The 19,051-nt window shown below is 36.8% G+C and carries 19 protein-coding genes and 2 pseudogenes; 11 read left to right on the forward strand and 10 right to left on the reverse strand.

The features are described 5' to 3' along the window. Positions 1-187: 187 nt before the first annotated feature. The 3 genes from PN450_RS13480 to PN450_RS13490 form a co-directional block, all read right to left on the reverse strand. The gene (locus tag PN450_RS13480; RefSeq protein WP_246862925.1) at positions 188-325 is read right to left on the reverse strand and encodes a hypothetical protein; all 138 of its coding nucleotides are present in this window, start codon (positions 323-325) and stop codon (positions 188-190) included. A gap of 158 nt (positions 326-483) precedes the next feature. Beyond that, positions 484-588, reverse strand: a complete 105-nt coding sequence (locus PN450_RS13485) for a DUF4351 domain-containing protein (RefSeq protein WP_417033750.1) — start codon at positions 586-588, stop codon at positions 484-486. Between the two features lie 160 nt (positions 589-748). Continuing rightward, positions 749-1,348 (reverse strand): hypothetical protein, encoded by a 600-nt coding sequence (locus PN450_RS13490; protein ID WP_271836647.1) that lies wholly within the window; start codon positions 1,346-1,348, stop codon positions 749-751. A gap of 509 nt (positions 1,349-1,857) precedes the next feature. Between PN450_RS13490 and glgP the strand changes: the two genes are divergently transcribed. After that, positions 1,858-4,422 carry an alpha-glucan family phosphorylase gene (glgP, locus tag PN450_RS13495; protein ID WP_271836648.1) on the forward strand — a complete coding sequence of 855 codons (2,565 nt, stop codon included), beginning with the start codon at positions 1,858-1,860 and terminating at the stop codon, positions 4,420-4,422. Between the two features lie 192 nt (positions 4,423-4,614). Here glgP and PN450_RS13500 read toward each other — a convergent pair whose 3' ends face one another. From PN450_RS13500 to PN450_RS13510, 3 genes are all read right to left on the reverse strand, one after another. Further along, positions 4,615-5,004, reverse strand: coding sequence for a hypothetical protein (locus PN450_RS13500; RefSeq protein WP_015078191.1), 390 nt, complete (start codon positions 5,002-5,004; stop codon positions 4,615-4,617). Positions 5,005-5,102: 98 nt separating this feature from the next. Further along, positions 5,103-5,264 (reverse strand): YqaE/Pmp3 family membrane protein, encoded by a 162-nt coding sequence (locus tag PN450_RS13505; protein WP_035082904.1) that lies wholly within the window; start codon positions 5,262-5,264, stop codon positions 5,103-5,105. Between the two features lie 95 nt (positions 5,265-5,359). Continuing rightward, positions 5,360-5,710, reverse strand: coding sequence for a translation initiation factor (locus tag PN450_RS13510; protein WP_271836649.1), 351 nt, complete (start codon positions 5,708-5,710; stop codon positions 5,360-5,362). A 151-nt stretch (positions 5,711-5,861) separates the two neighbouring features. On the opposite strand from PN450_RS13510, the gene PN450_RS13515 reads away from it, so the two are divergent. The 8 genes and pseudogenes from PN450_RS13515 to PN450_RS13550 all read left to right on the forward strand — a co-directional run bounded on the left by PN450_RS13515 (position 5,862) and on the right by PN450_RS13550 (position 14,637). Continuing rightward, positions 5,862-7,976 (forward strand): GNAT family N-acetyltransferase, encoded by a 2,115-nt coding sequence (locus PN450_RS13515; RefSeq protein ID WP_148763685.1) that lies wholly within the window; start codon positions 5,862-5,864, stop codon positions 7,974-7,976. 14 nt (positions 7,977-7,990) lie between these two features. Beyond that, positions 7,991-8,470, forward strand: coding sequence for an ASCH domain-containing protein (locus tag PN450_RS13520; protein WP_168204439.1), 480 nt, complete (start codon positions 7,991-7,993; stop codon positions 8,468-8,470). A gap of 19 nt (positions 8,471-8,489) precedes the next feature. Next, a complete protein-coding gene (locus tag PN450_RS13525; protein WP_148763681.1) occupies positions 8,490-10,064 on the forward strand; it encodes an McrB family protein in 1,575 nt (524 codons plus the stop codon). Then, positions 10,061-11,248, forward strand: coding sequence for an McrC family protein (locus PN450_RS13530; RefSeq protein WP_271836650.1), 1,188 nt, complete (start codon positions 10,061-10,063; stop codon positions 11,246-11,248). The genes PN450_RS13525 and PN450_RS13530 overlap by 4 nt, the downstream gene beginning before the upstream one ends. Positions 11,249-11,315: 67 nt before the next feature. After that, positions 11,316-11,456: pseudogene (locus PN450_RS13535) on the forward strand (DUF2887 domain-containing protein); the annotation flags it as partial. 265 nt (positions 11,457-11,721) lie between these two features. Continuing rightward, positions 11,722-12,960, forward strand: coding sequence for a tryptophan synthase subunit beta (gene trpB, locus PN450_RS13540; RefSeq protein ID WP_271836651.1), 1,239 nt, complete (start codon positions 11,722-11,724; stop codon positions 12,958-12,960). A gap of 356 nt (positions 12,961-13,316) precedes the next feature. Then, positions 13,317-13,880, forward strand: a complete 564-nt coding sequence (locus PN450_RS13545; protein ID WP_015078184.1) for a CAP domain-containing protein — start codon at positions 13,317-13,319, stop codon at positions 13,878-13,880. Positions 13,881-14,007: 127 nt separating this feature from the next. After that, positions 14,008-14,637, forward strand: a complete 630-nt coding sequence (locus tag PN450_RS13550) for a ribonuclease D (RefSeq protein ID WP_015078183.1) — start codon at positions 14,008-14,010, stop codon at positions 14,635-14,637. Between the two features lie 72 nt (positions 14,638-14,709). On the opposite strand, the pseudogene PN450_RS13555 reads toward PN450_RS13550, so the two are convergent. The 4 genes and pseudogenes from PN450_RS13555 to thrS form a co-directional block, all read right to left on the reverse strand. Next, positions 14,710-14,895 (reverse strand): annotated as a pseudogene (locus tag PN450_RS13555) (His/Gly/Thr/Pro-type tRNA ligase C-terminal domain-containing protein); the annotation flags it as partial. 82 nt (positions 14,896-14,977) lie between these two features. Beyond that, positions 14,978-15,247 (reverse strand): type II toxin-antitoxin system RelE family toxin, encoded by a 270-nt coding sequence (locus PN450_RS13560; protein ID WP_271836652.1) that lies wholly within the window; start codon positions 15,245-15,247, stop codon positions 14,978-14,980. A gap of 2 nt (positions 15,248-15,249) precedes the next feature. Then, a complete protein-coding gene (locus PN450_RS13565; protein WP_168631766.1) occupies positions 15,250-15,468 on the reverse strand; it encodes a hypothetical protein in 219 nt (72 codons plus the stop codon). Positions 15,469-15,625: 157 nt separating this feature from the next. Beyond that, positions 15,626-17,446, reverse strand: a complete 1,821-nt coding sequence (gene thrS / locus PN450_RS13570; RefSeq protein WP_271836653.1) for a threonine--tRNA ligase — start codon at positions 17,444-17,446, stop codon at positions 15,626-15,628. A gap of 470 nt (positions 17,447-17,916) precedes the next feature. Between thrS and PN450_RS13575 the strand changes: the two genes are divergently transcribed. After that, complete coding sequence (locus tag PN450_RS13575; RefSeq protein WP_015078178.1) at positions 17,917-18,231, forward strand: DUF2605 domain-containing protein; 315 nt, start codon at positions 17,917-17,919, stop codon at positions 18,229-18,231. Between the two features lie 246 nt (positions 18,232-18,477). Then, positions 18,478-18,798, forward strand: a complete 321-nt coding sequence (locus PN450_RS13580; protein WP_015078177.1) for a DUF2973 domain-containing protein — start codon at positions 18,478-18,480, stop codon at positions 18,796-18,798. The last annotated feature ends 253 nt before the right edge of the window (positions 18,799-19,051 follow it).

Raw genomic sequence — 19,051 nt, forward strand, 5'->3', positions numbered from 1 at the left:
CCCCTTGTAAAGGGGGGAAACAATAAAAATCCAGTTCCCTCCCCTTTACAAGGGGAGGGTTAGGGTGGGGTAAAAAATATTTGATACATCAACCATAACTTTTCAAACACCCTCTTAGATAATTATACCAAATTATTGTCTACTCCTTTCGGATAAAACTATAGCCTGTAGATGCTTGGGAGTCTACTTATACTTGAACTAACATAGCCTTACTGATGCGATCGCCCCATGATAAAAATTTGATTGTCCCTGTCACACCTGAAAAAGCAAAATTATGACTTAAAGCTTGTTGAATACCTATTCTAGTATTACCATTTTTTTCCATAAGGTTTTAGTAGTTCTTCTAAATAATCTTTGGCGAATTGGTCATGTATAAATCTGGTCATTTATTCGACTTTTGCTAATACATATATTAATTTAACATTTTTGGGGTAATGGCGATCGCTACTAGAAATGCGATCGCCTAAACTAAACAAAGTGATATTAATTAGTAGATTGTAACCAAGTTTGTAAATCTGTAGCTGAGGTAAAATCTAACAAGGCTTCTCCTAATTCCTCCAGTTGTTCAACAGGTAATTTTTGAACCAAATATATATAAATAGGGTGCGTTACCGACAGCGTAACGCACCCTGAACTTGATTAATGGTGCGTTACGGCTTTGCCTAAGGCACCCTACAAGACTAATTTTTCTCTGCCGTTTTCTTGAACTGTTAGGTATGGAAAACAGCAAAGAAGGAGGTTAAAAAGTTTATGAGACTGTTACAGCAGGCTTTTCAGTGGTTCTTAATGCTATTCTACTTCTGGATTGTTTCCATCGGTACATTAAAGCTAAGACAGGGATGGTAGATAACATAGCACCCGGTGTTGTGTCAAAGGGTACGGGGGTAGCGGGGGTGTATGTGAGAGTTGTAGAGTTGATGTCTGCTACTCCTGAAAAGTCGTAATTTGTACCAACCGTATTTAATAATGAACCAAAACTACTTGGCATGTAATTGAGAGCCAACCCATCTATTAAATTTGTCGCTGCAAAGGAGCTTGCCGTAATAGTGCCATTAAATACTGTAAAGGAATTGTCTAGTACCAACGAAAAATAAGATAACACATCTACAGGTTGAGTATATCCTAGTGCAGCAGGGGCTGAATTTATTTTAAGGGACGTAGCCGCAAATGCTCCATCACCATTTGGCAAAGCTAATGTACCTGATACAGTCCCATTAACTGGACCATTAATATTGTCAAAACTGAAATTGAATAATTGGATTGCTTGTGCTGGCTTTTCCCATGCGACAAGGCTAGTGGCTAAAGCACCACCAACAATAACTAATGGCAGAATCTGAGATAGTTTCATGAGGATAAATCCTTGTATCCGTGTTTTAATTTAAGCTATGCCTCAGTATAATATAGATACAGTCTTTGTCTTTTTTTTTTACAAAGGTTTAACATAGTTTCACAAAAACTCCCATATTTCCTCTGTTTATGCCAAAAAAAACAACCGCCTCCGTGATGGTAAGCGGTTCTGCACAATTCAATAGACATCTCCAAAAAAGTAGAGACGTTCCATGGAACGTCTCTACTACAAGGGTTTGATGTCAAGCATCTTTAAACTCGGCCTATGTCTATTAAATATAATTTGAAGATAGTTCTTCCTTATCAACTTCATGATAACAAATTTAAAATCAATTGTCAACCCCCCAATACCTATTATCGCCGGACAAAATCAAAAAGTTTTCAATTCTTCATAAAGTCATGAAACCATCATAAACAGAGTATAAAGAGTTGGCAAGATTAGGTAAAAACAGACAACAATAACTTTATGGCAGTTATCGGGGTATTGTTTAGTAAATTATTTAGTATATCATGCAGCCAATTCGCACTTTTAACGTTTCTCCTTCACTACCATCCAGACTAGAACCCCTGCGGAAACTAGCCTATAATCTCCATTTTGATTGGAATGTGGAGAGCAAAGACCTGTTTCGTCGTTTAGATCCTGATTTATGGGAATCTACCCACCATAATCCAGTATTGATGCTGGGAACTATTAGTCAAAGCCGACTATTAGAAGTTGTTGAAGATGAAGGCTTTTTAGCGCAAGTAGACCGAGCAGCGCGGCAGTTAGAAGATTATTTGCAGGAATACACTTGGTATAAGAAACAAAGGAATCAGCATCAGAAGGAATGTTACGCCTATTTTTCTGCTGAATTTGGGTTAGTAGATTGCTTACCTGTATATTCAGGTGGTTTGGGTGTACTCGCAGGAGATCACCTTAAATCTGCGAGTGATCTAGGATTACCTCTGGTGGGTGTGGGTTTATTATATCAACAAGGCTACTTTGCCCAGTATCTTAATGCTGATGGTTGGCAGCAAGAACGCTACCTCATCAATGATTTCTATAATATGCCCTTGCATTTGGAACGGAATCCCGATGGTACAGAACTACGGATTGCGGTAGATTATCCTGGACGCAAGGTATATGCACGGGTATGGCGTGTTCAGGTGGGAACTGTACCCCTGTATATGCTCGATACTAATATTGAGCCTAACAAGGCTTATGACCACGATATCACCGATCAGTTGTATGGTGGTGATATAGATATGCGTATCCACCAAGAAATTATGCTGGGCATAGGTGGGGTGCAAATGCTGAAAGCCTTGGGCTATGAAGTCACTGCTTACCACATGAATGAAGGTCATGCGGCTTTCTCTGCTTTAGAACGCATTCGCACTCTCATTCAGGAAAAAGGACTGAGTTACAGAGAAGCTAGACAAGTAGTATCTTCTAGTAATATCTTCACTACGCATACTCCAGTCCCCGCAGGGATTGACTTATTTGCCCCCGATAAGATCTTGCATTATCTGGGTTACTATGCAGATATCTTTGGTTTACCGAAAGAGCAGTTTTTAGGCTTGGGACGAGAAAATACTGGTGATTTGTCCAGTCCCTTCAGTATGGCGGTATTAGCCCTGAAAATGGCGACGTTCTCCAATGGTGTGGCACAATTGCACGGTGTTGTTTCCCGGCAAATGTTCCAAGGTTTGTGGCAAAAGGTTCCTGTGGAAGACGTACCAATTGCCGCTATTACTAACGGTGTCCATGCCCGCAGTTGTGTAAGTAAATCTACGCAAGAGTTATACGATCGCTATCTTGGTCCAAATTGGTCATCAGCACCACCGGATAACCAATTGTGGGAACGCATGGATGCAATTCCTGATGAAGAGTTATGGCGGAATCACGAACGCTGCCGCTTGGATATGGTATTGTATGTTCGAGAACATTTAGTTAAACACTTGCGCGATCGCGGTGCTTCAGCTTCGGATATTGCCCAAGCCCAGGAAGTGCTTGATCCTAACGTTCTCACTATTGGTTTTGCCCGTCGCTTTGCTACCTACAAACGCGCTACTTTATGGATGCGTGATTTGGAGCGAATTAAGCGGATTTTACTCGCTAACAAATACCGCAAAGTGCAGTTTGTGATTGCGGGGAAAGCCCACCCCAAAGATATCCCTGGTAAGGAATTAATTCGGGATATTAACCACTTTATCCGCGAACACCATTTAGAAAAACAAGTGGTGTTTGTGCCTAACTACGATATTCACATCGCCCGCTTAATGGTAGCAGGTTGTGATATCTGGTTAAATACTCCCCGTCGTCCTAGAGAAGCTTCGGGGACAAGTGGTATGAAAGCCGCTATGAATGGCTTACCCAATTTGAGTGTTCTTGATGGTTGGTGGGATGAAGCGGACTATGTTCGCACCGGTTGGGCAATAGGACATGGTGAAAACTATGATGATCCTAATTATCAAGATGAGATAGAAGCTAACGCTCTCTATGAGTTGTTAGAGAAGGAAGTTATTCCCCTATTCTATGATCATCGTGATGGTGATGGTTTGCCTCGTCCTTGGGTAGCAAAAATGAAAGATGCGATTCGGTTGAATTGTCCTTTCTTTAATACAGCCCGGATGGTGAGAGAATATGCAATGAGAGCCTATTTCCCGGCGAGCGATCGCTATCATACCCTCACCGTTGATAATTATGCTCCCGCTAAGGAATTAGCGGCTTGGAGAGCAAAATTAGGTGAACACTGGTTTAGTATCAAAATCAAGGATATTGACGTATCCGCCGCATCAGATATTGAAGTTAATCAAACTGTAGCGGTCAAAGCTAAGATTGATTTAGCAACTTTGAAAAATGATGATGTGCAAGTAGAGCTATATCAAGGTTCTATTGATGCCAATGGTGATATTGTCAATGCTGTACCTGTGGTAATGGATTACCAAGGACAGGATACAGATAATTCAAGTGTTTATACCGCAAATATCACCTACACCACTTCTGGTTTGCAAGGTTTATCTTTGCGTGTCTTACCTCGAAATCAATACCTTTCTAGTCCTTATGAACCCAGATTAATCGCTTGGGCTGAATAAGCAAATAATGTAGAGACGTTATATGAAACGTCTCTACAACAATTGTTAAATTCGGGTAATATTTACAGCGATTTTCAGATCAATGAACTACAGTTTTTGTTTCGCGCAGAGGCGCAAAGTAGGAAAGGCGCAAAGGAAGAAAGTAATCAGAGTGTGGTTTAAATCGCCGAAAACTGCTGTAATCAAAAATCTCTACTTTTTAACAGCTTTAAGTAACCGATTCAAAATCAATTTACCATTAGGTTGAGTTACTTGAACACGAATAAAATTCGGATCACTTGGTTTCCAGGTAACTTGGTATTTCATGCCATTATTATTCCACGTATAAACTTGACGTTGTTTAGTACCGGAAGCAACAGCACCAGATAAGTTAATGTTATTATTACTCTTGAGATTTTCGCCATTATAGTAATAAACATTATTGTCAAAAGATAAAGTCACTTTCCACTCTTTATCACTAAATTCACCCGCTGGATAATTAAACTTTTGTACAGCCATTGCTTGACTAGGAATAGCCATATCAATAATTGCAGGGGTAGAAATTCCTAAAATTGCCGATAAAATGATAGCTTTGTAGTTCATAATTCTCACATTTACCCTAATAAACTTGTAACTTACTATTTCACAAACAGTGCTAGAAATAGAGAGATAGTCCAGTTTCCTCTACCTCTCTGACATCATTACTTCTTCGCAATTATCCACACTGCGTGAACAATACCCAAAATATAAAAACCAAAGATAGTCAAAAGTAAATTAATCCAAAAATCCTTACCAAAACCGACCTGCAAAAATACTCCTAACGGTGGGAGAAAAATTGCGGCTATAATTCTGACTACATCCATATCCATGTTATTCTCCTGTTGATGTTCTATATTTCTAGAGTTAACATCACCTAATCTGGTGACGATTCCTGAAAAGATACGGTAAACCGCACTTTTTAACCACCGCTGATTTTAGCTTTGTAACCCAATTTTACCAAAATCTCTAGAATCTTTTGTTTGTGGTCTCCCTGAACTTCAATTTCGTTATCTTTCACAGTTCCACCTGTACCGCATTGGGATTTTAACTGTTTTAATAAAGTATCTAGGGTTTCGGGTTTAGCTTGAAACCCAGTAATAACCGTGACAGTTTTCCCTTTGCGTCCCGCGCGAGTGGCTTGGATTCTTACATTTTGCTGATTGGGGGGTAAGTCTTGGATTCCGCGTTCTACAGCGCGTTCCATTGCGGGTGAACTACCGTTACCAAATTCTTGGTAGACAAAGCCTTTGTCAGATTTGGGATTAGCCATAATATTTAATGCAGGAAAAATAGACTTTCATTCTAAACAATTTTAGCCTAAGCGGTGGCAATTGGATATATAATTGCTACATGATAGAGTATAATCGTTTGTTTAAATAAATAAGCTGCTATACGGTCTATAATCACAAGGTTAAAAAAATATGACTAAAAACAATAGCATAAAAATAGAATCAATAAATGATGAATCTCCTTATTTACAGGCTGTAATAGATTTATGGAGTCCTAACCGTTCAAGGCTGGGATTATTTCCTAAAAATGCTTTTATAGAACATGCTGTCAAGCGTCAAATACTTATAGCTATTGAACCAGAATCCAAATGTATTGGTTATTTACTATATCGTAATTCATATGATCGAATTACAATTGTTCATCTTTGTATAGATCCCTCATATAAAAAACAAGGTATTAGCGATTTATTGGTTGATGAACTCAAAAAAATTACTAAAGAAAGATATAGCGGTATTGGCTTAAATTGTCGCCATGATTATGGACTGCGATCTATGTGGTCAAGGCTAAATTTTGTTGCTCAATATGAAAAACCAGGTAATAGTAAAGCTCGAAAAGAACTTGTATATTGGTGGTTCGATCATGGACATACTAATCTTTTATCTTCAATTTTGACCCAAAAACTAGAATCAAAACTTTGTGCCGTAATTGATAGACATATTTTTTTACTTTTGTGTCAAAATGAAAATAAAGAAAATGAAGCAGCAAAATTACTTTTAAGCGATTGGCTTAAGTCAGAATTAGAATTGTGTATAACTGGTCAAATCAATAATTATATTATTTCAATTAGTGATAGCAAAGAAAGAAATAATCTATTAAAACTATCTCAAAATTTTACGTCTTTACCACCATGCAACAATCATAGTTTAGACATAATAAAAGAAAGGCTAAAGGAGTTTTTTGTAAATAAAAAAGTATTTATAGATGATATTGATGTACCTCATTTAGCCAGAGCCATAGCATCAGATTCTCATGTTTTCATAACCAATGAACAGGATTTATTAGAAATTGCAGATGAAATATATCAAAATTTCAGGCTTTCCATATTAACTCCTAATGAACTCATACGACAACTAGATGAACTGCGGAATAAACCTGATTATCAGCCTGTACGCTTGTCTGGAACTTCGTTAGAAAAAATACCAATTAAAAAAGGACAGGAAGAATTATTAACTAAACATTTTGTGTGTGATAGTCAGCAAGAAAATATATCTACATTTCGACAAAACTTAAGAAGATTTATTTCGGAAACAGATAAATTTGAGTGTTATATAGTTGCAGAGCAAGAAGAATTACCTATTGCTTTATTTATTTATAGTAAAAATAAAAATAATGAATTAGAAATCCCACTTTTAAGAGTAAGTAACAACCCTCTATCAGCTACATTAGCAAGACATATAATTTTTAAATCAATATTACTTTCTGCTAATGAAAATCGACAATTTACTAGAATTACTGATCCATATTTAGAAGAAGCAGTAATTAAAGCTATTCAGGAAGATAACTTTATTCGAGTTAATAATGGATGGTTAAAGATAAATTTAGCAGTTGCGGAAACTGCATCAGAGTTATCAATACGCTTTAATGATATAGGTTCTTGTTTAAGTCAAGAATATAACTTTTGTATGAAAATTGCTGAGAGTCTTAATTCAGAATCCTTAATTAAGGATATTAAAGCATCAGCAGATTTTGAAAAATTCCTTTTTCCAGCAAAAATTATTGATTCTGAAATAAATAATTTTATTATTCCTATTCAACCTAGATGGGCGCAGGATTTATTTGATGAATATTTGGCTCAACAAATATTACTATTAGGACAAAAAAAAGAACTTGCGTTTAACCGTGAAGCTGTATACTATAAATCTGCGAAAAATTCAGGAGGATTAAATGCTCCTGGTAGAATTCTCTGGTATGTAAGTGAAGACAAGTACAATTCATACTGTGGAATAAGTTCTATTAGAGCTTGTTCATTTATTGATGAAGTCATCATTGGTAAGCCTAAAGAGCTTTATCAACGGTTTCAAAGATTAGGAGTGTATAAGTTAGATGATATTATGAAGATACCTCAAGACAAAAATGGTGATATAATAGCAATTCGTTTTAGCAATACAGAGTTATTTAAATATCCTATTCCATTAAAAAAAGTTCAAGCGGTATTAAATAAAAAATCAACTTTTCAGTCGGCTTGTAAAATCCAAAATTCTCATTTCCCAACGTTATATAATTTAGGTGTTTTAAATATAAAGTGAAAAATAAGATGATTATGTTTGAAAATATATTAATGTTATCAATTAAACCTAAATATGCAGCAATGATTTTATCTGGAGAGAAAAAAGTAGAACTACGTCGTGTTCGTACTCGCTTAAAACATGGTGATTTGGTCTTAGTATATGTTTCATCTCCTATAAAAGCTTTAGTGGCTACATTTCAGGTAGATAATATTGTTCAAAGTGAAATTAAAGCAATACCAAAAGACCTAAATGATTTTTGGACTAGAATTGAAAATATAGCTGGAATTAGTTGTCATGAATATAAAACATATTACAATAATGCTTCAACAATTGTTGCTATTTTTATTAAAAATCTAAAAGAGCTAAATGATCCTATAGAACTGGAAACTCTGAGAGCCACAATTCCCAGATTTCAACCACCACAAAGTTATCGTTATTTAAAACATAGTGAGATTCAATTATTTGAGTCTTTAATTCAAGACATCTCTGTAATCTCTCCTACTAAAAAATAATATTTAATTGTAATTATTAATGATAAATCATAAACCTGAATTTATAAAATTATTTCATGACTTTATAACTTCCTATCCCTATACACCAAATGGAATAAGTCATATTAAGTCATATACCGAGCAACGTCAACAAGCTTGTCGTAACTTTGAGATAATTATAACAGCAGCAGATAGAGGTCAAAATATAACGGAATTAGTATTGCTGAAACTCTTACCTCATAGCAATACAAGCAACAATCGTCAAAAAGGTGCTTGGATTCATATTGCTCCATCTGTTACCAAAGATATCAAAGAATGGTTTGAGGGAGCAAACTGGACTAAAAGTGAAGACTGGGATAAAATTGCTCTTGCTATTTTAAATTTTGTGCGTTGCTGTAATGCTATTCCAAATGAATTATTAAATCACTGTATGCAGTTTTCACAATTGCTTTATTCTAAAGGTTTTCAAATGGGAATGCTAACTCCTATTCTGAACGCACTACAACCGAATGAATTTTTATTGATAAATAACAAATCACGAAGAGTTATTAATTATTTTACTAATACAAACTATGGTAACAAACTTACAGATTATCCAGAAATTAATGATACAGGATGTAATCTGATTCAAGAATTAGCTCAAGATATGCACCAGGTTGGTATACCAGCTTTACGAGATGATGATTTATTCGATATGTTCTGTCATTGGTTAATAGCTATCAAAAAATATGACTTTCTATATCAAAATCAACAAAATATTACTAAAGTGGACACAAATATTAAATTTAATCCTAAATATAGTTTATCTGATATCAGTCAAGAAATCTGTTTTGAAGAGACAACCATAGAACGTTGGATACGCGCAACTAATCGTAAAAAACAAGCCATATTCTACGGTTCACCCGGAACAGGTAAAACTTTCATCGCTGAAAAACTCGCAAAACACCTAATCAGCGAAGGTGACGGTTTCTATAAATTAGTCCAATTTCATCCAGCATATTCCTATGAAGACTTTATTCAAGGTATCCGACCTCAAAGTGAAGATGGTAAATTAACATATCCAGTTGTTCCAGGAAGATTTTTAGAATTTTGTCAAAAAGCTGAGTCATTTCAAGATATTTGTGTTCTGATAATAGATGAAATTAACCGCGCTAATTTAGCACAGGTTTTTGGTGAATTAATGTATTTACTAGAATACCGTGATCAAGAAATTCCCCTCGCTGGTGGTAATAGATTTCGTATTCCCGAAAATGTCCGCATAATTGGGACAATGAATACAGCAGATAGGTCTATAGCACAAATAGATAATGCTTTACGTCGTCGTTTTGCATTTATTGAACTTCGTCCTAATTATGATGTGTTAATCCAATATCACCTAAATACAAATTTCGCAGTTATGGATTTAATTAATGTTTTAAAACAATTAAATCAAGCGATTAATGATAAAAACTATGAAATTGGTATTTCTTTCTTTTTGACTCCTAATCTACGAGAAGATATAGAAGATATTTGGAAAATGGAAATTGAGCCGTATTTAGAAGAATACTTTTTTAACAACCTAGAAAAAGTAGATGAGTTTCGTTGGGACAAAATCGAGAACCAGATAACAATATGAACCCAGCAAATTTAAAAATTCTGGAAATAACCGAATATCAACCTCAATCTTTTTCTCGTGAGGAAATTTCTGAAGATGTTGGAATGATATTATATGAGAAATACCAAAGCCAAGTAAATGTAGAATTTCCCAGTCCTAAAACTCGTAATCAATGGAAATTAACTGCTAAAGGATATGTCGGGTATATTCCTTTAAATGCTGATTTGGCTTTGAAAATAAATCCTAAAGTACCAATTGAAAATTTATTTGGAATGTTGGAATATGCTTATAACTTAAAAAGTTTTAAATTTCTTGAAGGTTTAATGAATTGTGAATCTATAGAAGATTTTTACAATCATCTAGCTTATGTTTTAGCAGATAAAATTATAGAAAGATGTCGTAAAGGATTATATCGGACTTATGTACCCAAAACTGAGCAATTGGCTTATGTGCGCGGAAGATTAAATGTACAGCAAATAATTAAAAAACCTTGGAATGTAAAATTACAATGTGAATATCAAGAACACACGGCTGATATTATAGATAATCAAATTTTATTTTGGACACTTTTTCATATCGGACATAGCGGTTTTTGTACAGAAAAAGTATCACTGATAGTGAGAAAAGCTTATCATGCAATGCAAGGAATAGTATCTTTACAACCTTGTACTTCAGAAGATTGTCTTGATAGAATTTATCACCGTTTAAATGAAGATTATCATATTTTACATCAATTTTGCCGTTTCTTTTTAGACAACACTATCCCAGATCATGAAAAGGGTAAAAATACAACTTTACCATTTTTAGTAAACATGGCACGTCTTTATGAAATGTTTGTTGCAGAATGGCTAAAGGGAAATTTACCCCAAAATTTCACCTTAAAAACTCAAGAGAGAATCAATATAGGAGAAAATATATATTTTCAAACTGACTTAATTTTATATAACACAACAGATTCAAAACCTAAATACATTCTTGATACTAAATATAAAAACCCCAAACATTCTTCTCATGAAGATATAGCCCAAGTAGTAACTTATGCAGTTTCTAAAGATTGTCCAGAAACAGTGTTAGTCTATCCAACAGAATTAAATCATTCCCTTGATAAATATCTTGGAAAAATCAGAGTTCGTAACCTCACCTTTTCTCTTGATGATAAAATTGAAGATGCAGGAAATACATTTTTAACAAAACTATTTTCTTAAATTCTCTCTGCGTCCTCTGCGCCTCTGCGGTTCGTTTTCCAAAATTAGATTAAATTACTCAATTACCGTGAAAACAGATACAATCTTCTATAGCTTATTTCAAGCATTTCCTAGCATCTTCTTTGAATTAATTAACCAACCTCCCACAGAAGCGGGTACGTATGAATTCACATCTCGTGAAGTCAAACAACTGGCTTTTCGTTTAGAAGCAAATTCAGGCTTTACAAAAAGAGCAATCTCAGGAATAAGGGAATTCTCTCGTTCCCATGCTCTGCGTGGGAATGCAGTTGAGAGGCTCTGCCTCTATTATAGGAGGTAGAACCTCTAAGATGGCATTCCCAGTCTGGAGACTGGGAACGAGGAAGATAGCATTCCCATTCTGGAGACTGGGAACGAGAGAATAATGCTCTTTATCGGCATCCTCAACAGGTCTAGAATTAAAATTAACTTTGTTCTCTTATTTTACCCAATCCGTGACTACTACACCCCTCTCTCCGAATTTCTCACAAACTGCGTCAGTTCCCGATACTCTCGGACGTTTTGGCCGCTTTGGTGGTAAGTACGTTCCAGAAACTCTTATGCCGGCGTTAGCTGAACTAGAAACAGCATATCAGCAATATCGCAATGAACCTGGTTTTCAAGCCGAATTACAAGGTTTATTAAAAGATTATGTCGGACGGGCTACACCTTTATACTTTGCCGAACGCCTTACCGCTAATTATGCTCGTCCTGATGGTACAGGGGCGCAAATTTACTTAAAGCGGGAAGATTTAAATCATACTGGCGCACATAAAATTAATAATGCTCTCGGTCAGGTGTTATTAGCTAAACGCATGGGTAAAAAGCGGATTATTGCCGAAACCGGTGCAGGACAACATGGCGTAGCTACGGCCACGGTTTGCGCTCGGTTTGGTTTGGAATGTATTATTTACATGGGTGTTCACGACATGGAACGCCAATCTTTAAACGTCTTCAGAATGCGGCTGATGGGTGCGGAAGTTCGTCCAGTGTCTGCGGGTACGGGAACGCTGAAAGATGCCACTTCTGAAGCCATCCGGGACTGGGTAACGAATGTAGAAACTACCCATTACATCCTCGGTTCTGTGGCTGGTCCCCATCCTTATCCGATGATGGTTCGGGATTTTCACGCGGTGATTGGTGAAGAAACTCGCGTTCAAGCTCTGGAAAAATGGGGACGTTTACCTGATATCCTGGTGGCTTGTGTGGGTGGTGGTTCTAATGCTATGGGACTATTTCACGAATTTGTCAAAGAACCATCTGTGCGGTTAATTGGGGTGGAAGCTGCTGGAGAAGGTGTGAATACTGGCAAACACGCAGCTACTCTCACAAAAGGCCAGGTTGGTGTATTGCATGGTTCCATGAGTTATCTTTTACAAGATGGTGATGGTCAAGTTATTGAACCCCATTCCATTAGTGCTGGTTTAGATTATCCTGGTGTGGGGCCTGAACACAGTTATATGAAAGATATTGGCCGGGCTGAATATTACAGTGTGACGGACGCTGAGGCTTTGGACGCATTCCAACGACTATCGAAGTTAGAGGGAATTATACCAGCTTTGGAAACTTCTCATGCGATCGCTTACCTAGAAACTCTCTGTCCTCAACTTGCTGGTAGCCCCAAGGTGATCATTAACTGTTCTGGACGAGGTGACAAGGATGTACAAACAGCCGCTAAGTTCCTAATTCACTAAATTCTTGTAAAAAACACTTGCTTGCTAATAAATAGTATCCATGACATCTATCATTGGATACTGTTTATTAGTAATCATTTTGATTAATAATGTAGTGTAAATAACATCTACCAGTTTGATAGTCAGGGGTACTATAGCGGTATGCACTTGAGTAAAATTCTAATTTTAGAGAGGCTTATATCCAAAGGGGTTTACTCCTGAATGCTGGAAGCTGCTATATCTAGACTGATTTAAATTGTGAAAATTTGATGATCTTTTAGTTCATAATTAGCAAATAGTATCCTGGTAAGTATTCTGATAATCAGAAGATAGGGTATATATTCAATAAATCCATACATTACTTAACTTAAACCTCTATGTTACGACAAACTGCTTTTGGCATTGCTTTAAGTACGCTTGTCCTTGCTAGTGGCTATATGACTGCTGCGAATCCAGATAATAGTTCTGCTAAACAAACTGGCCGATATCAGCATTCATCACTTGTGACAAGTCAAGCAAAAATATCTAATCTTACTGTTCAAACTACTAATTTAGAACTAGCTGTTTTTACTCAAATTAATCAATATCGGGCGAAACGGGGGCTAAAAAAATTAAATTTAAACGGAAAGATCAGTCAGCAAGCCAGAATTCACAGTCAAAATATGGCTAGTGGTAAAGTTCCTTTTAGTCATCAAGGATTTGAACAGCGGGTAATGACTATTCCTCTTAAATACAGTAGTGCGGCTGAAAATGTAGCTTATAATACGGGATATAGTAACCCTGCCAATGAGGCGGTTTCTGGCTGGTTAAAAAGCCCTGGTCATCTGAAAAATCTTCAGGGTAAATATAATTTAACTGGGGTTGGTGTGGCTGCTAATGAACAAGGAGAAGTTTATTTAACGCAAATATTTTTAAACACTAATACCAGCGGACAAAATTAAGAATTATGCCCTTTGTGATGAAGGGGCATAAATCAATTTTTTAATTTTTAATTTAGCATTTTTAATGAGGCGTTAGCGAGAGTCCTGTTGTCTGGCAAAATGAAGATAATTTATATTTGATCAGTTCATGACATTACCAGATTTTCAAGTTGGCGATGGCGATTTAAATGATGCAACTCTTTCTGAGTATTTAAAATCCCCAGCTATCGCTGTTGATACGGAAACAATGGGACTTTTACCTCAGCGCGATCGCTTGTGTCTGATTCAACTCTGTAACCCAGAAGGACAAGTTACTGCTATTCGGATTTCTAGGGGACAAACAGTAGCACCAAATTTGCAAATTCTCATGGAAGCAACCCATATTGTCAAAGTTTTTCACTTTGCTAGGTTTGATGTTGCCACTTTACGGCAGAATTTAGATATTGTTGTGCAACCGATTTTTTGTACTAAAATTGCTAGTAAGTTAGCCCGGACTTATACAAATCGTCACGGACTAAAAGATGTGGTTTTAGAATTAGAAAAGGTGGAGTTAGATAAAAGTTCCCAATGTTCTGATTGGGGTAATGCTAGTAATTTATCTGATGCACAATTAAGTTATGCGGCTAATGATGTCCGTTATTTGTTAAGTGTCCGAGAAAAGCTCACAGCCATGTTACAACGGGAAGAACGTTGGCAAGTTGCCCAAGAATGTTTTCAAGTTTTATCAACAATTGTTAGTTTAGATTTATTACAATTCAAGGACTTATTTGAACATTGAAATATCTAAATTTATAATTTGATTTGGAGTTAATTTACTTTTGGGCTGGGATTTACCCAGCCTATTATTTACTTAGAATTTACTAAAATTAGCAATTGCTTCTGTGATTTTATCCACAACCTCATCTACAATTATGACTCCCAACTCCCCAGAAGCGCGGGTACGAATACTCAAACTGTTGGTTTCAACTTCCTTCGCACCAACCACGGCCATGACAGGGATTTTATCCTTTTTGGCGTTGCGAATCAACTTACCCAAGCATTACTGTGTTTAATCATTTATTTAAACTCCTATAAATCTTTTTCTACATCCAATATCCTTTTTCCGTAAATCACAGAGTTTATGGAAAATAACGATAAAATTCCCGACGGTGTAGAACGCGCATTACTTCCATTACATCTCCATTAACTTCTATGCCAACACGATAATCATTAATGCGAATGCGATAACGACCATTATAACCTCGCATAGCTTTAATATCAGGAATCTCTTCCAAAGAATTGATGTTTTCTAGAGTTGTAAATGCAATTGCGTAGATGCGTTGGTATGATTCTGAACTCTTCAATTGTTTCAGGTCTTTCAAAAAAGCCTGACGGTATTGAACTTCCAAGATTATTCTTCCTCAAGATAAGCTAAGGCTTTACTACGATTTAGTAATGGGGTATTCATAGATTCATTCATAGCTTTGTTCATACAATAGTCTTCTACTGCTTCAGCAAGTTCATCCAAGGAAGCATCCTGTGTCGGTAGTAATTGTCTCCAGATGTCAATAGGAATTACTACTGCAATAGTATTTCCTTCGGTGTTGGTAAGATATTCAAGATTTAGCATTTGTTACTCCAAAATTCATTCTACAAGGTTGGGTTTGAGTTTGTGGTACTGGGTTTCACAAAGTATAAATTATTAGTCACTTCTAACGCAAGACTATCCTAAGATGATTTTGAGTTAATTTACTTTTGGGCTGGGAATTAGCCAGCCTATTATTTACTTAGAATTTACTAAAGTTAGTAATTGCTTCTGTGATTTTATCCACAACCTCATCTACAATTATGACTCCCAACTCCCCAGAAGCGCGGGTACGAATACTCAAACTGTTGGTTTCGACTTCCTTCGCACCAACCACCGCCATTACAGGGATTTTATCCTTTTCGGCGTTGCGAATCAACTTACCCAAGCGATCGCCACTGGTATCCACTTCCGCCCGAATACCCAATGCAACCATCTTAGCAGCCACCTCTTTGGTAAAATCTAACTGAAGATCACCGACAGGTAATAACCTGATTTGTACAGGTGCTAACCACAGAGGAAAATCACCCGCGTACTCTTCAATTAAAATTCCAATTAATCGTTCCAAAGAACCAAAGGGCGCGCGGTGAAGCATTACCGGACGTTGACGCGAACCATCTTCCGCCACATATTCTAAATCAAAGCGTTCCGGTAAATTATAATCTACCTGCACAGTTCCCAATTGCCATTCCCGTTCTAAAGCATCACTGAAAATAAAATCCAGCTTGGGTCCATAAAAAGCCGCTTCCCCAATTCCTTCAAAATGCTCCATTCCCAATTGTTGCACAGCGCGACGAATTGCCCCTTCCGCTTTATCCCAAGCTTCATCAGAACCGATATACTTATCACTAGCTGGGTCACGGAAACTCAATCTAGCTTTAAAATTCTTCAATTGCAGACTTTTAAAAACGCTCAAAATCAAATCTACAACATTGAGAAATTCGCTGTCTAGCTGTTCGGGAGTCACAAACAAATGAGAATCATCAACGGTAAAACCGCGTACCCTGGTTAAACCACCCAATTCTCCCGACTGTTCATAACGGTAAACTGTGCCAAATTCTGCCAAGCGCATCGGTAATTCCCGATAAGAGCGTAATTCACTCTTGTATATTTGGATGTGGAAGGGGCAGTTCATCGGTTTGAGGACAAAACCCTGTTCTATGGCTCTGGCTTCCTCATCTTCAGCCATTAAAGGAAACATATCTTCCTTGTATTTCTGCCAGTGTCCCGATGTTTTAAATAAATCAACTCTGGCAATATGGGGAGTAACTACAGGTAAATAACCCCGTTTTAATTGTTCTTTTTTGAGGAAGTCTTCTAAAATCGTTCTTAACAAAGTCCCTTTGGGAGTCCACAAAGGTAAACCAGGACCAACTAAATCGGAAAAGATAAATAATCCCAGTTCTTTACCCAGTTTACGATGATCACGGCGCAGGGCTTCTTCTTTGCGGCGTTTATACTCTGCTAATTGTTCGGGAGTTTCCCAAGCGGTGGCATAAATGCGCTGTAATTGAGCTTTTTTTTCATCTCCGCGCCAATAAGCACCCGCAACGCTTTCTAATTCTATAGCTTTGGGATTAATTTCGCTGGTACTTTCGAGGTGAGGTCCAGCGCACAAATCCCACCATTGCTCTCCCAAATGGTAAATTGTGATGGGTTCTTGTTTGATATCTCCGAGAATTTCCAGTTTATAAGGTTCGTTAATGGCTTCAATGCGGCGTTGTGCTTCTTCGCGGCTGACTTCTTCCCGAATTAATGGTAATTTGCGATTAATAATCTTGACCATTTCTTTTTGAATGGTTTTTAAATCCTTATCGCTAAAGGGTTCTGGACTATCAAAGTCATAATAAAACCCATTTTCAATCCAAGGACCAATTGTGACTTGCGCTTTGGGAAACAGCTTTTGTACTGCCATAGCCATGATATGGGAAGCTGTGTGACGAATCTTTTTTAGTGTTTCTGATTCGCTGGTTCGGGGTAAATAGATTTTTTCGACTGGTTGGGTTTCTTGATTTGGGGACATCGGCTGTTAAAATTTTGGCGAAGTGTTAAAAATAAAGTTGACAAAAAATATCTTTACAAAATTAATAATAGTCCACTGGCTATGGTTTTTCCTAATTTAGCCCAATCATAAGCTTTTGGTACAAGCCATACAAGACAAAATTAAATTCAATCGAGTTGTCAGAGAACAGGGAATAGAAAAATTTTCTTCTTTCTTCTTTCTTGTTTCTTCTTTCTTGTTTCTTCTTTCTTCTTTCTTCTGTTCTCCTGACTCCTGACTCCTGACTCCTGACTCCTGACTTCTTCCTTTAGAGGTATCCAGGTTTACTCCCAAGGAGCTTTACAAAGCTATTGCCAAATTTATATAATCATGCTTCAGATACCAAGTTACATATTTTTTAAGTTTTTTTATGTAAAAAGTTATGAACTGATTGTTAAGGATCGTAAATAACGTTAATATAAATAGACAATTAAGAAATATGATTCTCATATATGGGGGACTCAAATCTACCAAACGCTGATTTACTAAAATCAGTCTTAGAACCGCTGTTAGAGGATTTTCAAGATTGGTTTGAGCGATATCGTCAAATTCTGGAAAATGAGAAAATCCAATTCATGAGTGAACAAGAGCAATTTGACTTACTAAAACGAGTTAAAAATGCACAAAATGAACTCAAAACGGCAAGAATGTTGTTTAAGGCAACTGATCAACAAGTCGGACTTGATATGGCAACGGTAATGCCTTGGCATCAATTAGTTACAGAATGTTGGAGTGTGGGAATGCGTTTAGGTCAGTCAAAGGAATAATCAACCTGTTGGCAAGATCTGAATCCAGTGGAAATTGTAAAAATATTAGACAATTCTTAACATTCTTTTCATAAAAAAATAATGTGCCTCGTGTTACCTTAATATCAATATAAGGATTGCACCATATAACATAAGCACATAAGTAAAGAATCTTACATTCTTTCCTACCGTAAATTATTTATTTGCGGAGTTTTAGGTTTTACATAGATAACATTTTTACCCTTTGCTGTTCTGGAGGAAAATTCAATGCTACACCTACTTTATATTTTAGCTTTCACCGTTTTGGCATTTATGGCTGTTGGTAATTTAATTCGCAATCTGATCATGTTCAGTTTTGACAGAGAACGAACTTATTCTAATAATCAATCATCACCAGGTGGCTTTGGTTATTATGCAGCTAGAAGGCAGTATGTCCCCCATCCTGAATTGTTAGATAGTGCAGGTAATATGATTAAAGAACCGCTGTTGGTCATGCGTTCAATTAATGTTGAAGATGCACGGGAACAGTTAGATGCTCTTTATGAATCCTCTCCTAGTCAGAAAATTGATCGCTCAGAAGGAGCATAATTGATAATTTGCAAAATTTTGAACTATATAGAGGTTTGGTAATACTAAACCTCTATAATTGTAGGGGCAACCCCTGTGGTTGCCTAGCCAATGTGGTTCAGCGGAGTCAGGAATTCAAAAAGCAGAAAGAATAATCTCAAACTTAAAAAAGTTGTCGAGTCTCCAATTCCTAATTTTCTAATTTAGCTTAACCGACAGAAGCCCCACGCCTGACCGTAATGGCAGCGTGGGATGAATGGCGCGGGAATTAACG

This window comes from Dolichospermum lemmermannii CS-548 (assembly GCF_028330815.1).
Classification (GTDB): Bacteria; Cyanobacteriota; Cyanobacteriia; order Cyanobacteriales; family Nostocaceae; genus Dolichospermum; species Dolichospermum lemmermannii.